General features: G+C 44.1%; 17 protein-coding genes. 4 read left to right on the forward strand and 13 right to left on the reverse strand.

Going from position 1 to position 19672, the window contains the following annotated elements:
* Window positions 1-3: 3 nt before the first annotated feature.
* The 10 genes from E2K93_RS04330 to E2K93_RS04375 form a co-directional block, all read right to left on the reverse strand.
* Complete coding sequence (locus E2K93_RS04330; RefSeq protein ID WP_135437918.1) at window positions 4-1257, reverse strand: NAD(P)/FAD-dependent oxidoreductase; 1254 nt, start codon at window positions 1255-1257, stop codon at window positions 4-6.
* Between the two features lie 5 nt (window positions 1258-1262).
* Window positions 1263-1973, reverse strand: a complete 711-nt coding sequence (locus E2K93_RS04335) for an SDR family NAD(P)-dependent oxidoreductase (protein ID WP_135437919.1) — start codon at window positions 1971-1973, stop codon at window positions 1263-1265.
* Window positions 1970-2440 carry a nuclear transport factor 2 family protein gene (locus E2K93_RS04340; RefSeq protein WP_135437920.1) on the reverse strand — a complete coding sequence of 157 codons (471 nt, stop codon included), beginning with the start codon at window positions 2438-2440 and terminating at the stop codon, window positions 1970-1972. The genes E2K93_RS04335 and E2K93_RS04340 overlap by 4 nt, the downstream gene beginning before the upstream one ends.
* Before the next feature lie 224 nt (window positions 2441-2664).
* Window positions 2665-4062: a deoxyribodipyrimidine photo-lyase gene (phrB, locus tag E2K93_RS04345; RefSeq protein ID WP_135437921.1), complete on the reverse strand. Its 1398-nt coding sequence runs from the start codon at window positions 4060-4062 to the stop codon at window positions 2665-2667.
* Entirely contained in the window at window positions 4052-4996 is a 945-nt protein-coding gene (locus E2K93_RS04350) for a YbgA family protein (RefSeq protein WP_135437922.1), read from the reverse strand. The genes phrB and E2K93_RS04350 overlap by 11 nt, the downstream gene beginning before the upstream one ends.
* A 127-nt stretch (window positions 4997-5123) precedes the next feature.
* Window positions 5124-5798, reverse strand: a complete 675-nt coding sequence (locus E2K93_RS04355; protein ID WP_135437923.1) for a ChrR family anti-sigma-E factor — start codon at window positions 5796-5798, stop codon at window positions 5124-5126.
* Window positions 5795-6412, reverse strand: coding sequence for a sigma-70 family RNA polymerase sigma factor (locus E2K93_RS04360; protein ID WP_135437924.1), 618 nt, complete (start codon window positions 6410-6412; stop codon window positions 5795-5797). The genes E2K93_RS04355 and E2K93_RS04360 overlap by 4 nt, the downstream gene beginning before the upstream one ends.
* 78 nt (window positions 6413-6490) lie before the next feature.
* On the reverse strand, window positions 6491-7069 hold the full coding sequence (locus tag E2K93_RS04365) for an LON peptidase substrate-binding domain-containing protein (protein ID WP_135437925.1): 579 nt from the start codon (window positions 7067-7069) through the stop codon (window positions 6491-6493).
* A 737-nt stretch (window positions 7070-7806) separates the two neighbouring features.
* Window positions 7807-10509: a fasciclin domain-containing protein gene (locus E2K93_RS04370; protein ID WP_135437926.1), complete on the reverse strand. Its 2703-nt coding sequence runs from the start codon at window positions 10507-10509 to the stop codon at window positions 7807-7809.
* Between the two features lie 126 nt (window positions 10510-10635).
* Window positions 10636-11169 carry a lipocalin family protein gene (locus E2K93_RS04375; protein ID WP_135437927.1) on the reverse strand — a complete coding sequence of 178 codons (534 nt, stop codon included), beginning with the start codon at window positions 11167-11169 and terminating at the stop codon, window positions 10636-10638.
* A 153-nt stretch (window positions 11170-11322) separates the two neighbouring features.
* Between E2K93_RS04375 and E2K93_RS04380 the strand changes: the two genes are divergently transcribed.
* The 4 genes from E2K93_RS04380 (at window position 11323) to E2K93_RS04395 (ending at window position 17025) form a co-directional block, all read left to right on the forward strand.
* Window positions 11323-12399: an efflux RND transporter periplasmic adaptor subunit gene (locus tag E2K93_RS04380; RefSeq protein WP_135437928.1), complete on the forward strand. Its 1077-nt coding sequence runs from the start codon at window positions 11323-11325 to the stop codon at window positions 12397-12399.
* 3 nt (window positions 12400-12402) lie between these two features.
* Window positions 12403-15489, forward strand: a complete 3087-nt coding sequence (locus tag E2K93_RS04385; protein WP_135437929.1) for an efflux RND transporter permease subunit — start codon at window positions 12403-12405, stop codon at window positions 15487-15489.
* Window positions 15490-15624: 135 nt separating this feature from the next.
* On the forward strand, window positions 15625-16251 hold the full coding sequence (locus tag E2K93_RS04390) for a DUF1326 domain-containing protein (protein WP_135437930.1): 627 nt from the start codon (window positions 15625-15627) through the stop codon (window positions 16249-16251).
* Between the two features lie 51 nt (window positions 16252-16302).
* Window positions 16303-17025 carry a DUF2182 domain-containing protein gene (locus tag E2K93_RS04395; protein ID WP_228445494.1) on the forward strand — a complete coding sequence of 241 codons (723 nt, stop codon included), beginning with the start codon at window positions 16303-16305 and terminating at the stop codon, window positions 17023-17025.
* 12 nt (window positions 17026-17037) lie between these two features.
* Here the strand turns inward: E2K93_RS04395 and E2K93_RS04400 are convergent, their stop codons facing one another.
* The 3 genes from E2K93_RS04400 to E2K93_RS04410 form a co-directional block, all read right to left on the reverse strand.
* Window positions 17038-17850: an acyl-CoA thioesterase gene (locus E2K93_RS04400; protein WP_135437931.1), complete on the reverse strand. Its 813-nt coding sequence runs from the start codon at window positions 17848-17850 to the stop codon at window positions 17038-17040.
* A gap of 57 nt (window positions 17851-17907) precedes the next feature.
* Window positions 17908-18708 (reverse strand): alpha/beta fold hydrolase, encoded by an 801-nt coding sequence (locus E2K93_RS04405; protein ID WP_135437932.1) that lies wholly within the window; start codon window positions 18706-18708, stop codon window positions 17908-17910.
* A gap of 124 nt (window positions 18709-18832) precedes the next feature.
* Window positions 18833-19603: an elongation factor-1 alpha gene (locus E2K93_RS04410; RefSeq protein WP_135437933.1), complete on the reverse strand. Its 771-nt coding sequence runs from the start codon at window positions 19601-19603 to the stop codon at window positions 18833-18835.
* Between the last annotated feature and the right edge of the window lie 69 nt (window positions 19604-19672).

The following is a 19672-nucleotide window of genomic DNA, read 5'->3' on the forward strand; positions in this document are numbered from 1 at the left end:
ATGTTACAAATAACACTCAAATCGTTGACCAACATCAACGGCGCTTCTTACGCCATCTTCATGAAAGCCGTTATACCAATAAGCGCCGGCAAAATGGGTGCGATTTTGCCCACAAATGCTGTCTCGTTGCTGTTGTGCTTGCATCGAATCAACATTAAACACCGGATGGTGGTAGACAAATTTTCGCAGGATTTTAGCCTCATCAATGTCGTCATTTTGATTTAAGGTGACACAAAATGTAATGTCTGTTTCTAGCCCCTGCAATATATTCATATTGTAGGTGACGCTGGCAGGTTTATCCCTATTGGCGGATAATTGATAGTTCCAACTGGCCCAAGCTTTGCGTCGGTCCGGCAGCAGCGCCCGGTCTGTATGCAAGACCACATCATTGGCGCTATATGGAATGTTGCCAAGTACTCTTTGTTCATCATCACTGGCATCGTCTAGTAACGCCAGCGCTTGGTCAGAATGACAGGCTAATATAACCTCATCAAAATCCTGCTCGCTGCCATCCGCCATTAACAATGTCACCTTGTCTTGTTGTCGCTTAATCGAATCAATATCGGCATTGAGATGGATATTATCTTTGAACGGTGCAATAAGTGGCTCAATGTAATTGCGTGAGCCGCCAGGGATAACATACCATTGCGGTCGGTCAGCGATATTCAGTAATCCATGGTTATGGAAAAAGCGGACAAAAAAGTGGAATTGGAATTGATTCATTTGCTCAAGAGAACTTGACCAAATTGCCGCACCCATAGGTAAAATATAGTGCTCAGCAAAGAACTCACTGAAACCTTGTTGCTGTAAAAACTCACCCAGTGTCAGTTCCATACCATGCTGGTTGTCTTCAAAGGCCAATTTACATGCTTTGTTAAAACGCAAAATCTCGCCAATCAAAGACCAAAATTTAGGTCTCAGTATATTGCGTCGTTGCGCAAACAAGGTATCGAGATTATGGCCATTATATTCAAGTTTGCTTTGACAATTGTGCACAGAGAAACTCATCTCTGTTTCTTGTTTGTCGACGCCTATATTGGCCAACAACTTTAAAAAATTAGGGTAGGTTTTGTCGTTGCAGACAATAAATCCGGTATCAATAGCGAACGATTGCCCTTCAACTTCGACGTCGACAGTGGCTGTATGCCCGCCAATATAATTATTTTTTTCAAACACAGTTACGTGATGTTTTTGCGATAACAACCAGGCGCTGGTTAAGCCAGATATGCCTGAGCCAATAACGGCGATTCTTTTCATTTGCTTTAGCTCCTGCAAGCAATTTTGGTCCATAGTTTTGTCGGTAATAACGATAATAACGACAAAAGCCAGGTTAAACGTCTAGGGAATTGCAAGTAATGCTTACCTTGGCTTACCCCATTATAAATTCTTGTTGCTGCCTCATCGCTAGTCATTAAAAACGGCATAGCGAAATTATTTTTGTCGGTCAAAGGGGTTTTGATAAACCCTGGATGAACGAGGGTTACGTCGATGCCGTGCTGATGCAGATCAATACGTAAACTATTGGCCAAATAATCCATCGCCGCTTTTGAGGCACCGTATGCTTCTGCTCTTGGCAATGGCAATTTGGTCACGCTGGATGAGACAAAAACAATACGCGTACCTGACGATAAGCCAGGTAATAATGTTTGCAAAATAGTCGCCACCGATAAGGTATTTACCTCCAGCACACGTCGAAACAAGTTTGCACTGAAGCTTTTAACGTCATCGATGTATTCGCAATTGCCAGCATTAATTATCACCAAATCGAGATCATCAATAGTCGACAATGCCTGCTCGGTTTGCTGTTCATCGGTGACATCAAAACATAAACCTTCGATATGAGTATGCTCGGCAATTTGCGACAATACGTCCTGATTGCGACCACAAGCAACGACATAATGGTCATTCTTGGCGTACAGCTTTGCTAACGCTAATCCGATACCTGAGGTTGCACCAGTGATCAGTACTTTCATTGGCCAGCTCGTTGCTTGATGGCTTTGATAATGCGGCCAACGACAGGGATGTGTTCATATAACATCGCCCCCACATCGAGGTAATCACGATGATAAATAACCTTTCCTTGGGCTTGCTTAATGTGACTGTGACCGTCTACGCTGACCGGGTCGCCACCATTGAGTTTTGGGTGGGCGAACTGCATTTGCCAATAGATCGCGGCTTGCTCATCACCGGGGATGACCTCATTGATGCGAAACGTACACGCACTTAAGTTGCTATACAACGCCGCAAAATATTGATTCAGGTTTTGATAACCATGTACCTTGTGCATAGGGTCTTCAAACAATACGTCTGAATGGTATATGCGCTCAAGCAAGTCGAGGTTGTCGGTAGACAACTGCTGATATACCTCAACAAAGTTGTTTAACCAACCTGGGTAACCGCCTTGTGTGTCGAGCGATTGATGTGTTGCTGAATTATCCATAATTTTATCCAAAATTATTAGCTTATGCGCAAACTGCTTACTTTAACTTAGTATAGATAACACATTGTTTCACAATATCATTTCAATACAATGCGCTATATCAGCTAAACAATCAAATATGAACAAAAGTACAAACATGCTTAGGTTCAAAGAGAATGCTTAAAAGTAGCCGGTCCTGCGGTTATTGGAATTATCGTCTTGGTCTAGGAAATGTTTGGCGCTTACTAAACCGCTTGCTTATAAAATTGCAGTGCCGACAAACGTGCTTGCTTGTGTTCTACAATGGCTGGCCAGTAACATGTCAGGCCCTGCTCTTTAATATAATCGTGTGGAAAATGAATATATTTATCAGGCACATGCGCTAGCTCTGGTAAATATCTACGGATAAAATTGCCATCTGGATCAAACTTTTTACTTTGGCTGATAGGATTAAATATACGAAAGTACGGTTGCGCATCACAGCCTGTGCCAGACGCCCATTGCCAACCACCATTGTTGGCTGCGAGATCCGCATCTATCAATTGTTGACTGAAAAACCTTTCACCAAGCCGCCAATCCAACAGTAAATGCTTGGTTAAAAAGCTGGCCACTATCATTCGCAAGCGATTGTGCATCCAACCAGTTTGCAGTAACTGACGCATAGCCGCATCGACAATCGGATACCCTGTTTTGCCCTGTTGCCAGGCACGTAATTTTTGTTCATCAAAGTGCCAAGGCAAGCTGTCGTATTTGCCATTAAAATTTTCGCCCATGGCAAGTTTAGGGAAATGATGCAGCAGATGACGGTAAAACTCTCGCCAAACCAGTTCATTTAAAAAGGTGAAAATGCCACCCGATTGCCGGCTTAGTAAATCCGGATCACGGCTCAACAACAATGCCAAGACGTATCTAGGGCTGATTGCCCCTATCGCCAAATAGGCAGATAACCCGGAGGTTCCTTTCACTGATGGAATGTCCCTGTGCTGCTCATAATCGCTGACCTTTTCTTGTAAAAAGCTTGGCAGAATGTGGTGCATCATGTCAGTTGCCAACGGCCATTTAAGCGAACACTGCCTTTTAAAAGCCGTATCTATTGGCAGCATTTGTTGCTCGCTTATGGCAGCGAGTTGTAATGTTTGCGGTTGATAATTGAAGCCCTGATTGAGCAAATGTGCGAGCCAAGCACGGCGAAATGGCGTATAGACTTTATACATCTCTCCTTGCTTGTTTCGAATAGCGCCTTTGTTGACGATTACATCGGCTTCAAACAAGGTTAATGCCATCCCCGATTGTTGTAATTGTTGGTCTCGGCGTCTCTCGTTGATTTCAAGCTCTGCATTTGCAACCACCTGAGATATGCTATGACGCTGGCAATAATCTTGTAAAAATAATGCTTGTTCGGCAAAGTCCTCAACTTCGACTACCTGCAACGTTACGCCGAACGCTTTGAGTTGTTGCTGCAATAAGGCAACGTGGCGCAACATAAAATCAACTTTAATGGCTGACAGGTTATGCGCTTGCCATTGTCCTGGAGTGGTAAAATAAATGGCCTTAGTCAGGCCATTATCAAGTGCGTATTTAACAGCAGGGTTATCTTGCAACCTCAGGTCATTACGAAACCAAAGCAAGATATCAGTAGCCATAGCGTAACCTTAAATCAACCGGGTATGGGTCAAGGTAGAACTGCTGTGCCAGATACTCTTTTGGAAATTCCAATAAGTAGTGTTTGATCAAAGTCAGAGGTGCAATTAACGGCAATACCCCTTGACGATAATGATTGATTTGTTGACACAATTCTTGTTTTTGCTCAGCGGTTAGCTCTTTGGCAAAATAACCTTGCAGATGTTGCAGCGTATTAGCGTGTTTTTTACGCGTGGCTATTTTCTTCATAGCCATCATCAGACCATAGATATACTGTTGCGCCATATCTTCAAGGCTAACATCCGAAGAAGCCAATAAGCGCCCCAATTTTTTATAAGCAACAAGATCATGACTCATCAAGGTATATTTGTATCGAGCATGAAATGTCATCAATAAATGTTTGCTCAGCCCTTTGCGTTGCAGCTGTTGCCAATCGCGATAGGCGAATACTCGGGCAACAAAATTTTCACGAATTTTTGCATCATTGAGGCGGCCATTCTCTTCACATGGTAATAATGGATTGGCTTCCATGATTTGGCGTGCAAATGCGCCAACACCATCCGATGTCGATCCTTTACCATCTTCACTGTAAACCTTTACGCGCTCCATGCCACAGCTAGGGCTTTTTGCGCAAAAAATGTAGCCGCTAAAATTTTCCGCAAGCTTGGCCACACGTTTGCCGTACTCAGACAACGCTTCAGTGACATCGCCACTACCATCAGGTCGAGATACAACAATCATGTCGTCTTTTTTGATTTGACGGATGGTCGGTCTAGGCACAGGTAAGCCGATGGCAACTTCAGGGCAGAATGCTCTGTATTGTACGTGCTTGCCTAGCTCTTTAACGCAGAAGTGTGATGTTTTTGAACTGGAATCAAAACGGACTTGTTGACCTACTAAACAAGCGCTGATACCGATAGTGATTGGAGTAGCCATACTTACAACCTCAATATGTTTAGGTATTGTTATAAGATACGGCAGCAATGCTGATTAAGATTACTATTTGAAAAATTTAGCCACAAAAAAACCCGCTAACAGCGGGTTTTATCAATTGCTCAATCTGTTAATAAATCAAATTGGCAAATGGATTCAGTAGCTTGTTGATACCTTGGGTAAAATGCAATGCATCATTGGCCACGGTGAAACATAAGCAACCGTCTTCCGTCACAGGTTGATGTTTATGAGACGCGTCGAGCAAAATAAAGTCACCTTTGACGTATTCGCCCATCTCGTCTTTGAAGCTACCATCTAATAACAATGTCACTTCATACCCTTTGTGGGTATGCTCAGGCACTGAACCGCCCGCATCAATTTGCAACAGACTAGAGTGTAACTCACCTTCGCCTAATTCCATTCGAGAGCGAGTCAATTTACCAATATTGCTCCAACGACCCAGTGGCATATGTTGCATCGCTCGCGGCAACTGATAGGTTTTACCTTTGACGGTAATCGACACCGGTACTTCTTCAGTTTCAAAGGCAGTCTCGTCGCTGGCGGTGATATCACCGATCATCGCTTCCATGTCAAAGCCCGCTAAAACGTCATCTTCGTTGCGACTATTATCAACAGCCGGTAACTCAAAACTGTCTTCCGCTTGAAGCTCAGTCATGGTTGCAACTTTGGTTTGGCATAATGGACACATTTCATTATGCATTGCTACAGCGGCAGACATTGAGGCAGGTAATTCACCTCCTACAAAGGCCTGTAACAATTCAGTGGTTGGATGATGTTTAATCATAACTGCTCTCCAATCTGCTGCCTTAATTTATTTAATGCCAGTCGTAAACGGGATTTAACCGTTCCTAGCGGTAAGTCGAGATGCTCAGCCAATTGCTCTTGAGACATCTCCATAAAGTAAAAACCTTTAATCACTTGTTTTTGGTTCTCCGGTAACGTATCGAGATAATCAAGGATCTTCTTGCTTTGTAGGTGGTCATCAAACTGATGTTCTTCAGCTGTTTGCCCTTCTACCATCGGCCAGATGTCGTCACTCAAATTATCTTCTTTCTTCGCTTTTTGCTTACGCAATAAGTCGAACGTTACGTTTCGCATCACCGTATACACCCAAGTTGTCGGGGCACCTTTGTTGGCACTATAAAGGTGGGCTTTACGCCAAACGTTGGTCATGGTTTCTTGCACCACCTCGTTCGACATCGCCTGATTGGTAAACTTTCCCGCAGCGATACGCTGGATCTTTGGCGCGAAAAATTTGAATAAGTTAGTAAACGCCAACTTATCGCGCTTTTCAGCCACCGCCAATAACCATTGCACCAGTTGCTTGTGATCTATTTCTTTTGTCATCGTTACCAGTCTTGAATTACTTCTTTGCTGTGATGACCTTGATGTTAGCATAGTTAAGCCCATTGAAAACCCTAATTAGTCTTACAATTCACTATATATTACGAGCACTAATTTACTTTGGATCATAATTTACAGATATTTTTCAATACGTTTCTCGTCAATAATAACCGCAGTTAAAAACTCGATAGCATCATCAACGCTTTGCGCTTCAGCAAAGTGGTTCTTGTCCTCAATGCTGATAGGAAATAACTCTAACCAACGTGCACAGACCCAATTAGGCTGATCAACAAACTCTTGTTTGTATAACTCATTTAAGTCGCTATTGGCGGAAAAGAATCGTTTCAATTGCTCACTGAAGATTCGAGTTTCATCGGTATGCTTGGTTTCTGGCCAATGCTGCATACTTTGTTTACGTGCCAATAATAAATTTTCATCATTGCGCTGAAAATCATCAATCAATACCAATTCATTACACTTAACATCGATAACGAGAACGTTATCTTGCCCTAATTGAAAATCAATGATCTCTACCCAGCTGCCCCAACGACCGACATATTCTGATTTGTCTGCTCTATATAAACTGATAACAAAGCCATCAGTATTGCGGGCATTTTTAACCATATTGAGATAACGTTGCTCAAAAATTCTCAATCGAGTAATACCGCCAGGCAGCAAGTATATAGGTAATGGAAACACGGGTATGTTCATCGGTATAAATGTTTCTCTTCGGTATTTATTAAATTCTCTGTTTAGTTATACGATAGCAGCGTAGTTGCTGATCACATCTTGCAACTAATCAATTGCGAAATGTCAATTTGTATGAATCGTGTCATTTTGACGGCACCAAACTGTGGTCGCGATGACTAGGTATCAAACAGCGACTAAGCAAACTGTATTACGAACCCCTAATCGCCAATCACTGTCTGCCAAACACAATACGGGAGGATATTGGCATGGATGCCAAGTATGTCGCGGTGACAGGATGTCAAATAGCGACTAAGCACGTCCCTGCACGAACCCTCCCTATCCACCATCCCCTGCCTACCAAACATAGTACGGGAGGATATTGGCATGGATGCCATGTATGTCGCGGTGACAGGATGTCAAATAGCGACTAAGCACGTCCCTGCACGAACCCTCCCTATCCACCATCCCCCGCCTGCCAAACACAATACGGGAGGATATTGGCATGGATGCCATGTATGTCGCGGTGACAGGATGTCAAATAGCGACTAAGCACGTCCCTGCACGAACCCTCCCTATCCACCATCCCCTGTCTGCCAAACACAATACGGGAGGATATTGGCATGGATGCCATGTATGTCGCGGTGACAGGATGTCAAATAGCGACTAAGCACATCCCTGTGCAAAAAAAAGCCCCCTTTCGGGGGCTTGGAACATCACTTTGTATGGCGGAAAGTGATGTGTACAGCTACTGTTCGGTGTTACTCAGTGATGACTGCGTCAATCACATGAATTACACCATTTTTCGCATAGATATTGGTGACGATAACCTTGGCACCACTAACGGTGATCATGCGTGAATCCATATCGATACCAATATCGACCGTTTCACCACCTAAGGTTTCTACCATCATGCCGTTCGCTGCATACGCATCGGTAGCTGATAACGCAGCACCGTTAACAACATGTAGCTCAAGGATGTCGGTTAGTGCCGGAATATCAGCAAGCAAGGCTTCCACTGTACCCGCCGGTAATGCGTCAAACGCATCGTTAGTAGGCGCGAATACGGTGAACGTTGCTGACTCATCATTTAGGGCATCAGCCAAACCTGCAGCAGATACAGCAGCTAGCAAGGTTGAGAAGTTGCTGTCGGCAATAACAATTTCAGCGATGGTTTTATCCATCATATCGGTCATTTCTGGCGGTACAATCACTGTATCAACAACGTGAATGATGCCGTTATCAGACATAACGTCCGGTGCCGTTACCATTGCGCCGTTGACATATAGCATGCCGTCCATAGAAGACAGAGCCAGGTTCGACATATTTGCCGCTTCTACTTGATTGCTCATAGATGTGGCAACAGATACTGCCGTAGTCGAGTCGACACTACCAGCAAGCACATGATAAAGCAGGATATTGCTTAATGCGTCGGTGTCAGCAAGTAAGGCTTCAACGGTACCATCAGGTAGCTTAGCGAACGCTTCGTCGGTTGGTGCAAACACGGTATAGCTTGAGTCTAGGTCGGCTAATACAGCGTCTAAACCTGTCGCTTGCAATGCCGCAACTAAGGTGGTGAAATTACCGTTTGCAACGGCAACATCAACAAGACTCATACGTGGCTCTGGTAACTCAAGGTCGCCAGTCACAACCGCATCAATGACGTGGATCACACCATTGGTCGTGTAAATATCTTTCATAACGATATTAGCGCCACCGAACATTAACATGCCAGTGTCAGCCATAACGCTTACGCCAATTTTCGCACCAGATGCGGTTTCAACCATTTTGCCATTCGCGGCATAGGCATCCACTGATGACAAGCTGGCATCAGCAACAACATGTTGTAGCAGAACCGCAGTCAATGCATCGGTATCGCCAAGCAATTGGTCTAGTACATCAGGGTCAATCATCGCAAACGCATCATTCGTTGGTGCGAATACGGTGAACATTGCGCCTTCGTCTGCCAACACATCAACTAAGTTAGCAGCAGATAGAGCCGCAACTAAGGTTGAGAAGTTTTCATCGGCTAAAGCAACGTCAACAATGGTGCCGGTAGGTTCATTCATCATTGGCGGTAAAATCACGTTATCGATAACATGGATAACGCCGTTAGCCGCAGTGATGTTTGCAGCGCTAACCATAGCGCCATTGACGTATAAGCTTGAATCAACAAAAGACAGTGCAGCATTGCTACCGTTAACCGTCATCACTTGATTTTCCATAGAGCGGGCAACACCGATTGCGGCATCAGACAATACTTCACCACCCACAACGTGGTATAGCAAAATACTGCTCAAGGCGTCGGTATCGTTCAATAATGCTTCTACTGTACCGTCTGGTAATTTAGCAAACGCAGCATCTGTTGGTGCAAATACGGTGAATGAGCCATCTAAGTCAGCTAATACCGTGTCTAGGCCCGTTGCTTGCAGTGCAGCAGCTAGGGTATTAAAACTGCCAGCTGAAACAGCAACATCAACAATACTTGCTGCCGGTGCAGGTAACTCGGCGTCAGCCAAAATAACCGCATCGATAACGTGAATTACACCATTGGTTGTATAAATATCTTTCATAACAATGTTGGCAGCGCCAAACATTAGCATGTCGCTGTATGGGTCAATCATCAGTTTGATTTCAGCACCTGATGCGGTCGCTGGCATTGAACCGTTTAACGAGTAAGCTGTTGTTGAATCAACCGCGGCACCTGAAATAACGTGTTGCAATAACACCGCTGACAACGCATCAGTGTCTGCAAGCAAGGCATTGATGGTATCGGCACCAATCAGTGCGAAGGCATCATCCGTTGGTGCAAATACGGTAAACGACTGTGACTCATCTGCTAACACAGAGTCTAAGCCCGTCGCCTGCAAGGCTGCCACTAGGGTGGTAAAACTACCTGCAGCAACCGCAGTATCAACGATATTAGCCGTTGGCTCACCCATCTCCGCTGGTGGTAATAACACCGCGTCAATGACATGAATAATACCGTTATCGGTCATGATGTCGGTGGTAATCACGGTCGCCGTGTTCACTAACAAGTCGTCACCACTTAATGACAAACCAACAGAGGCGCCATTTAAGGTAGCAACTGTTGTACCTGCTGCGCCTACGGCTGCAGCGGCATCAACTTGTCCATCAACAACATGGTATAACAAGATGGCTGATAACATATCAGGGTCTGCCAATAAGGCATTGATTGTTTCCTCACCCAACATCGCAAACGCTGCGTCAGTTGGTGCGAAAACGGTATAGCTTGCGTCTGGGTCGGCTAACGCCTCATCAAGGCCGGTGGCCTCTAACGCAGCAACAAGAGTTGTAAAATTGCCGGCATCAACTGCCGCGTCAACAACCGTTGTTGTAGGTTGTGCGGCAGCGCTTACGCTGTCGCTACCACTGTCTCCACCACATGCACTGATGACACTTAGTAAAAACACGGGTAAAATGATCTGTATGATCCTTTTCATTATATTTTCCTCACAGAAGTTATGTCGCAGTAATCTCTACGAGGAAATTTTTGAAAGGGATCAAACTTTTTAAAGCTTTGAAATATTAAGAAAAAAATTAGACCTAAAGGCAACTAAAAACAATCATCAGTTTTTTGCAGTCGGTTTCGATGTGTGTTCTACCCAAATTAGCTGTTTAGTATCGAACCCTTTGCTTTTTGCCATAGCGACAAATTGTGTCTTTAATTGTTGAGAAATTTCAGGCGTTCGGCTCAACAACCACAAATAATTATGATTAAAACCACTGACAAACGCGTGCTGATAATCACTATCTAGATAAAATACCACATAAGAGCTGTAAAACGGTCCGAAAAAAGACACTTTCAAATGGCCAACCGTCTCGCTATCAACAAACTTCGCGGTACCGATCGCTTGTTGCCATTCACCATCTTGTTTGTCAAATCCCTTATTGGTGACCGTGACACTGCCATCACTTGCGACATCATAGGTAGCAGTAACCTGATGCAAATCCCGTTCAAACGAATGATCTAAGCGGGCGATTTCATACCAAGTACCCAAATACGGCGTCAGCGCAAAATCATTCACCGGCTCGACCTTATCTGGTAACCCTGTACAGGCAAAAAGGTTAGCCAATAATAACGCGGTTAATATGTTTCTCATGCACTTCTCAATCATCAATATGGTGCTTTAGTTATAACCATAAACGCTGACAAAGTGTAAACAAATATGACAGTTATCTGACAAATGTTAACAAAAACGGTAGAATATGCGCCCTTCAATTTGATAACACCTTAGTTAGGCAGGAAAGAATAGATGAAATTGATGCAATGGCTGATAACCCTAGTCATGTTAAGCGCGGTAGTCTTTGGCTTATTTTCTTATAAGCAAGCATTAACGGCGCCCGCGGATGCTGATACTGAACAATTTGAACCAGCAGCAACCGTTGATGCTGAAAAGGTACAGCAAATCAATTTTCAACGCACCAGTAAAGTTCATGGCGAACTCGTGGCGATTGCCACCTTGCAACTTCGCAACCAACTGTCCGGTACCATTACCTATCTAAACCTGCCGTTTGGTCAGCAAGTTGAAAAAGGCCAACTACTGATTGAGCTCGATCACAGTAATGAAAAAGCCCAATTAATTGCCGCAAAAGCGCGCCTCACCTTGGCGCAACAAACCGTACAACGTTACCGTAAGTTGGAGCAAGGCAACGAAATATCACAAGAGTTACTCGATAAAGCCATTTCCGAGTTGGCGATTGCCAAATCAGAGGTCGCCTTATTGGAAGCGACAATCGCTAAAAAAGTGATCAAAGCCCCTTTTACAGCCACCGTTGGTTTGCATAAATTAGTGGTCGGCCAATATCTTGATAGTAACAGCGATATCGTAACCTTACTTGGCGATGATCAGAACATATGGGTAGAGTTTTCCCTGCCACAAACCTTTTCACCATTAAAGCTCGACCAAGCAATACAAATACATACCTTAGGCACGGGTCAACAATTCACCGCCAAAATTATCGCCAGCGAGCCGGTGTTTAATAAACAGTCTCGACAGCTTGGCTATCGAGCAAAATTACCTCGCCAAGCATTGAATTTAAAACCGCAATCATTGGTTAATGTCGAAGTGCCCGTGTCTGCTGCCAGCAGTCAATTTAGTGTTGCCGACATTGCCCTAACCCATGATCAATTTGGTGATTATGTCTTCGTGTTAGAGCCACAGGATGATGGCAGTTACCGCGCCAGACGCACTAAAGTGCAAGTCATTGAAAGACAAAATGCGCAAGCCATCATCACCTCAGGTATTGAAGCGCAACAAATTATCGCCACGCAAGGAGCCTTTAAACTGCGCGACGGTATGAAGGTATTCATTAAGCAGTTGCAGGGTTAATCGATGAGTAACCAAGCCTACAACAAAGCAAGTGTTATGGATGTCTTTGTCCGCAAACCTGTGATTGCCATAGTGCTATCTATTGTCATTTGTTTGGCGGGATTAGCGGCGATAATGAAGATTCCGGTGATTCAATTTCCACAAATGGAAAGCTCATCACTGACAATAGCCACCTACTATACCGGTGCATCCGCCGATGTGGTCAAAGGCTTTATCACCGAGCCAGTAGAGCGCGTTGCTGCGACTATTCCCGGAGTTGATTACGTTGATTCAAAAACCACCGCCGGCAGCTCAACGGTGACCGCTTGGTTGAAATTAAACCAAGATAGCACTCGTGCCTTAGCCGAACTGAACACCAAGTTATCGCAAATCAGCTATGAATTACCTGCTGATGCGCAAGACCCTATTGTTTCCGTGGTTCGTGCCGACAGAGCGTATGCCGCATTCTATCTCAACGTCAACTTCGGTGAGCGCGATTCATCGCAAGTATCGGATTATTTAAACCGCGAAGTTATCCCCTTGTTAACCAGTGTTGAAGGGGTGCAGAAAGTACAGCTTGAAGGTGGTCGCATTCCAGCGATGCGCATCAATATTGACAGTGACCGTCTCGCGGCATTTAACCTAAGTACTGACGATATCTATCAAGCGTTGCGTAATAACAACGCCATCGCCACCTTAGGCTACAGTCAAAATGATCGCCAACGAATTGATATTATTACCAACTCACAGCTGTCTAACAGCGATGAATTTGAGAATTTGGTGATCAAAAAAATAGATGGTGACATCATTTATTTAAAAGATGTCGCCACGGTCGCATTAGGCTCAGAAGAACCATCAGTGACCGCACGGGTAAATATTCGTGACACCATTTATGTATCGGTATGGCCGCTACCCGGCGCCAATGAAATCGACATCGGTGATAACTTATACCTGGCCGTCGATGAAATAAACAAAGCCATGCCAGACGGTATGGATATGGAGTTTGCCTACGATGGCACGCTGTATATGCGTGATGCCCTAACCGAAATCATCACCACGTTGATAGAGACGGTTGTCATCGTTGGCCTGGTGGTTTTGATGCTGATGGGGTCATTTCGTACCGCCATGGTGCCACTGGTTACCATTCCTATCTCTATTCTTGGGGCAATTGCCGCTATGTCGCTTATGGGGTTTTCGCTAAACCTATTAACGGTATTGGCAATTGTACTGTCCGTCGGTTTGGTGGTGGATGACGCCATTGTTGTGGTTGAAAACGTTGCGCGTTACATGCGCGAAGGCATGGGCCGTCGCCAAGCGGCGCTGCTGAGTTCGCGACAACTGTTGGTGCCGATTATATCGATGACCTTAACCTTAGCAGCGGTGTATTCGCCAATAGGCTTTTTAGCTGGCCTCACCGGCATGCTGTTTAAAGAGTTCGCCTTTTCGTTAGCGATTGCTGTGGTTATATCTGGCGTCGTCGCTATCACACTATCGCCAATAATGAGTGCATCGGTATGCCCTAAAGGCGGTCAAGAAGGTTGGTTAACCAGAAAAGTGAATCATGGTTTTTCCTACATTCAATCGTTTTATGGCAAGGCATTAGAGCGAATTTTTGCCTTGAAATACCAAGTAACTTTAATGGCTGTGGTGATATCGATACTGGCGGTACCATTTTATTTGCAATCGGCAAAAGAGCTGGCGCCGATTGAAGATCAAAGTAGCGTCATTGTCATTGTCCAATCACCACCGCAATCGTCTCTTGCCTACAATGAAGCGGCGACGTTAGAAATGACCAAAGGTTTACTGAGTATCGAAAACGCTCAAGAAATGTGGCAAGTGATCTTCCCAACCGGTGGTTTTGGTGGCATTACCTTTGCAAAACCTCATGAGCGGGATTTTCATATCGATGCCATGGTACCGCAGGTTTACATGAACCTAGTGCAAAATTCGGGTTTAGATTCGCTGCCAATTTTGCCGCCTTCGTTACCAACCGCCGGTCAGTTTGATGTCGAGGTAGTGCTTAAGTCATCGCAAGACTATCAAGAAATGAAGCTATATGCCGATAAACTGGTGCAAGCTGCATTTGCCTCTGGGCAATTCTTGTTTGCCGATTCGGAATTAAAGATCGACTTACCACAACTTGAGCTGCTGCTAGACCGCGATAAACTTGCGGATTTGAACCTCACGGTAAACGACGTAAATCAACAATTATCGGTGTATTTATCGAGTAACTTTGTCAACCGTTTTGACTCAAACGGTAAAGCTTATCAAGTGATCCCTATGGTTAACGATCAGGTTCGTGGCGTACCAGAAAACATTCTTAATCTAACGGTAAAAACACCAACCGGTGGTTTCATTCCAATATCAAGTTTCGCGTCATTAGAGTGGCGTACCGGACCAAGACAACTCACCACCTTTGGTCAACAAAACTCGGTTAAGATATACGGCGGTGTACTGCCAGGGGTCACCAAAGAAAAAGCATTAGCGACAATTGAACAAGCAGCACAAGATATTTTACCCAGTTCTTATCGACTTGATTATGCCGGTGAGTCAAGGCAAATTCGCAATGAAGGCAATACCTTAATGACCGTGTTAGCAATATCATTGGTGATTGTGTTTTTGATTTTAGCGGTGCAATTTAACAGCTTTAGAGACCCTCTAGTGGTATTACTCGGTTGTGTACCGTTGGCATTATCCGGCGCTCTACTATTACCATTTATCGAGCTGACCACGATCAATATTTATTCGCAAATTGGCTTGGTTACCTTGGTCGGCTTGATTGCCAAAAACGGTATCTTAATTGTTGAATTTGCCAACCATGTGCAAGAGCAAGGTAAAAATAAGTTAGAGGCAGTGAAAGCGGCGGCAACAACTCGCTTACGTCCTATTCTTATGACCACAGGCGCCACCGTTTTTGGTCATTTCCCATTGGTTCTGGTCACCGGTGCGGGCGCCGAAGCTCGCAACAGCATCGGCATTATTTTGGTCGCTGGCATGTTAATCGGTACCTTCTTTACCCTAGTGGTTTTACCGATTTTCTATCTCTGGTTTGCCGAGAATCGCAGCAAAGCCAAACATGAAGACTTGGATTTTGCGAAAAGCTTTATTTAAGCAATCATAGTGTCTTGTTATTAGTGAAAACGCCGCGTCAATGAAGCGGCGTTTTTTTATGCCTTTTGCAAAAGGAAAAGCCGCTTTTTATTGTCTATACTTGAGCCACCACGGAAAGTGTTAAGGAGATAATGTATGGCTTCAGATCATGATTGGCATTTGTCCATGCATCAAATCGAAAATTGCAGTTGCAGTCACGGTTGCGGTTGTCAATTTTCAGGGTTCCCAACCAGTGCCAATGGCGGTTGTCAGGCGGTGCTTGGTTTTATCGTCATTAAAGGCCACTTCAAAAATCTAGATTTGACCGGCTTAAAAATGGTGTTTGCTGCCGATTGGCCAGGTGCCATGCATGACGGTAATGGTTCAGGCGTATTGTTTATCGACAACGCCGCATCACAAGAGCAAGTCGTTGCATTAGCCACCATAATGTCAGGCCAAGCAGGTGGTATGCCTGTTGAAGCGCTAGGTACCTTGTTTACCTCATTTGATGGGCCACTAATGGCCGACATTACACTGGATAGACAGGACTATCGTTCAACCATACAAATTGAAGGTGTGGTTGACGTCTCACAAGAACCTCATATAAACCCAGTTACCGGTGAAGAAAACCGTGTTCATATCAGCTTTCCTGAGGGTGGTTTTATGTGGAACGACGGCTTTGCAGGTAAAACCAAATTGATGAAGATCAATCACGGTAATCTTGCTTTTGAATATTCAGATACCTTTGCAGCCAATGCGGTGGTGAACTGGCCAACCGGCTAGCGTCGCCAACATCATTAAATGCGAACAACCTCTGGTTAATATTTTCAGCGTATGACAACAACAATAAATCGCATATACATATTGTCGGCTATTGCCCTGCTTATTTACTTAAGCTGGTACTACATGTTCTATGGCATGACCATGAACATGGATCCGGTGCAGACGTGGAGCTCACTGGACATATTTAACCTATTTGTGATGTGGGCAATAATGATGGCAGGCATGATGCTGCCATCTGCTCTGCCTGTCATCCTGTTGATTGATAAGGTCAATCGACAAAAGCTGCAACGCCAACAAACAGTCACACCAACGTTATTTTTTGCTCTTGGCTATTTACTTGCTTGGACCTTGTACTCTGCGCTAATTACTTTTATTCAGTATTATTTGCATCACCTAGAACTATTAACGCCAATGATGGACAGTGGCTCAACGCTTTTTAGCGGTGCCATCTTTTTAGTCGCAGGTATATATCAATTCTCGTCTTTAAAACAATCCTGTTTGAATTATTGTCGTTCGCCATTAACGATTTTGAGTAACGGTTGGCGACAAGGCACCTGGCCGGCAATTGAGATGGGATTAAAAAATGGCGCTTATTGTGTCGGCTGTTGTTGGTTTTTAATGGCGATTTTATTTGTCAGCGGAGTGATGAATCTGACCTGGATCTTACTGCTAACCATCGTCGTCATTATTGAAAAATCGATGCCCAAAGGCGATATCATCAGCAAGTTTCTTGGTGCTGTGCTGATCCTATTGGGCATTAGCTATATGGTGTAAAGCAAGTAATTACTAACTATCAAACACGGTGAAAACCTGCCTTGATATCGCAATCAATTCGCCTTTGGCATCCCAAATATTGGCCTCAGTATGACCATAACCATCTGCTGCTTGCCGTGTTTTAACTTGGTAAGCGAACCAATCAGTTGCTGCAATATCGCGATGTGGATGAATAAATTCTAAGTTCCAACTCAAACTACTTGCCGGTGCTGGCCAGCGCAGCATTTGCAAAACAGGTGGTGGCCAACTGTCGATTAAGGCAATGATGTGAGCATCGGTGATCTGTTTTGGCGCTTTACTAAATCGCATCCAACCAAATATTGCGGACGCGTCATTGGCCATAAAGGGCATCTTGCCTTCAACGATTGCCATATCAAAGTGACGCAAAAACTTAGGAACAAGTTTAGGGATTTGTGGAATAAAGTTGGCTCTTTTAGGAAGCTGATGGTCATGAAATTGCAGGTTATCTACCTTTATTTTTGAGCTTCGTTCAACGCCAAAACTGGCCAGTGCGGTAATACAAACCGCATCGTCTTGCATCGCTTTCGCCAAGACTTGCGTCACATTTTTGCCTTGTCGTAAAATCTCGACTTCGATAGACAACGGCTGCTCTGCGCTAATGGGGCCAACAAAACTCGTAGACAGAGAACGCAACAATCTACCTTCACCAACTTTGATGGCAATGGCTTGATAGGTAACGGCGGCTGAAATACCACCAAATAAGGTTCGTCCTTGCGACCAGGATTTATCAACTTGAATCGTCGCTTTATCTGCACCATTTGCCAACTGTTGTTGAACGGCGCTTAAAATGTCATCTATGTGCATGATTGAGTTATACTTATTATCAGACCCGAGTGGTCTTACCAGTAAAGTTAACTCATTTTAGGAATGTTGTTTGATAAAATCAATCGATTGTTGATTAAATTGTTTTGGTTGCTCGACATTACAGACGTGACCACAGTCTTCAATTTCCACCAAATGACTCTGTTGATGGCGCGCAACAATGTCGCGAACAGGGCGTAAAAACATATAGTCATTCTGCCCCATTAAATACAAAGTTGGCTTACCGCTTTCATGTTCGCGATAATACTTCATCAGCGGATTAACATCTGCTGCCAGTTTAAACCAACGTTTAAATTCTTTCTGGCATAACTTTTTCGCATCGTTAATAAACATATGGCGCGATTCTTTTTGCCCTTTCTGCGGCATTAGAATAAATGCGAACAAACGATACAACCACATGTATGGCATAACATGTTTGAAAAAATCACCGAGTTTAACCAAGGTGTTTGAGCGATAATCAAAACGCGTAACAGCGCCGCCCAAGACCATAGACTTAACCCGACTTGGGGCTAACTCCGCCAATTTGTGAATTAATATGGTCCCCAGCGAGATGCCAACGAAATGAGCCGTGCGTATTTTCAGGTGATCAAGTACATGAATGATATCTTGGGTGACATCTTTGAAGGTGTAGCCTTTGGTCAACAATTGTCGAATCGTTACCGGTGCCGAACGGCCATGCCCACGCAAATCAATAAACAACAAATTGAAATGTTGTTTATATTCTTTTAATTGTTTGAACCATATAGATGAGCTGCCACCAGCACCATGCACGAAAACAACCCATTCGTCAGAATTGGGGTTTAAAATGGTTTTATGAAAAAGTAATGAATTTGCCGACATCGAGTTACTACAAAAAAACGCTCACTGAACTTCGTGAGCGTTAGATTCTCGCACGCTGGCGTACAGTTGTAAACTGAAATCGCCTACCATTAAGCGATGTTAAAATTTGCCAAGCATGGGTCAATTACCACGCGGGTTGATGACGATTAGGGTTGCTGTTACTGCGCCACCACATTTGCTGCATTGATACACACCACATATAAGCTGAGGCGATGGTATAACCGACACCACCGATAATCGTTAACCAAGCAAAGTGAGGGTTTATTTTCGTCAGCCACCAAGACAACACATCGATAATTAAGAACGCAAATGGCGTGCTAATTGCGACTACTTTTAGCCAATTTGGAATCCCAACCGCTAAAGAAAAAATAAGACCAACAAAAAAGAAGATAAAGGCAATACCAAACAAATGAATGTGAGATACCCGAGTTAAAGAATCTATGCTCGCACCGTTATCGACTTGCGCGACCGGCAACACGCCTTGATATTGGTTAAAATCAGGTAAGCCTGGAATAACGCCATGGCATTGTGTGCAATTGTTGGCAAAGTGAGCGGCAATTTTGCTGTCCCACTGAGTTTCACTGGCGCCCTCTCTTACCCATTTAATGATATCTTGGCGCACGACTCGGTCGGCTTTATCTTGCATAGAGCCATTTAGTTTATTTTCCAATTTACTGCTTTTGCGATCGCCATAGTAACTATAAACAATATCATCAACAGATAAGCCAAATTTGCCATCGGCCATGCCATGGGTCAATAGTATTTGCCCGCCGGCAACCATGAGCCCTATGCCTATCACCAATAAGTAGCCGGTAAAAAGAGCTTTTAAACCAAGTGCAATAGACGGCAAATTTAACACCGCTTGCGTTGCCTTGGTGCTGTCTGTGTTTATCATAATATTTTCCTCGTGAAGTTAATTTCATTAAGTCCTTTACCTAGGTTTGTTAACAAAGGGGTTAATGAA

The organism is Thalassotalea sp. HSM 43, assembly GCF_004752005.1.
In the GTDB taxonomy this organism is placed as follows: Bacteria; Pseudomonadota; Gammaproteobacteria; order Enterobacterales; family Alteromonadaceae; genus Thalassotalea_A.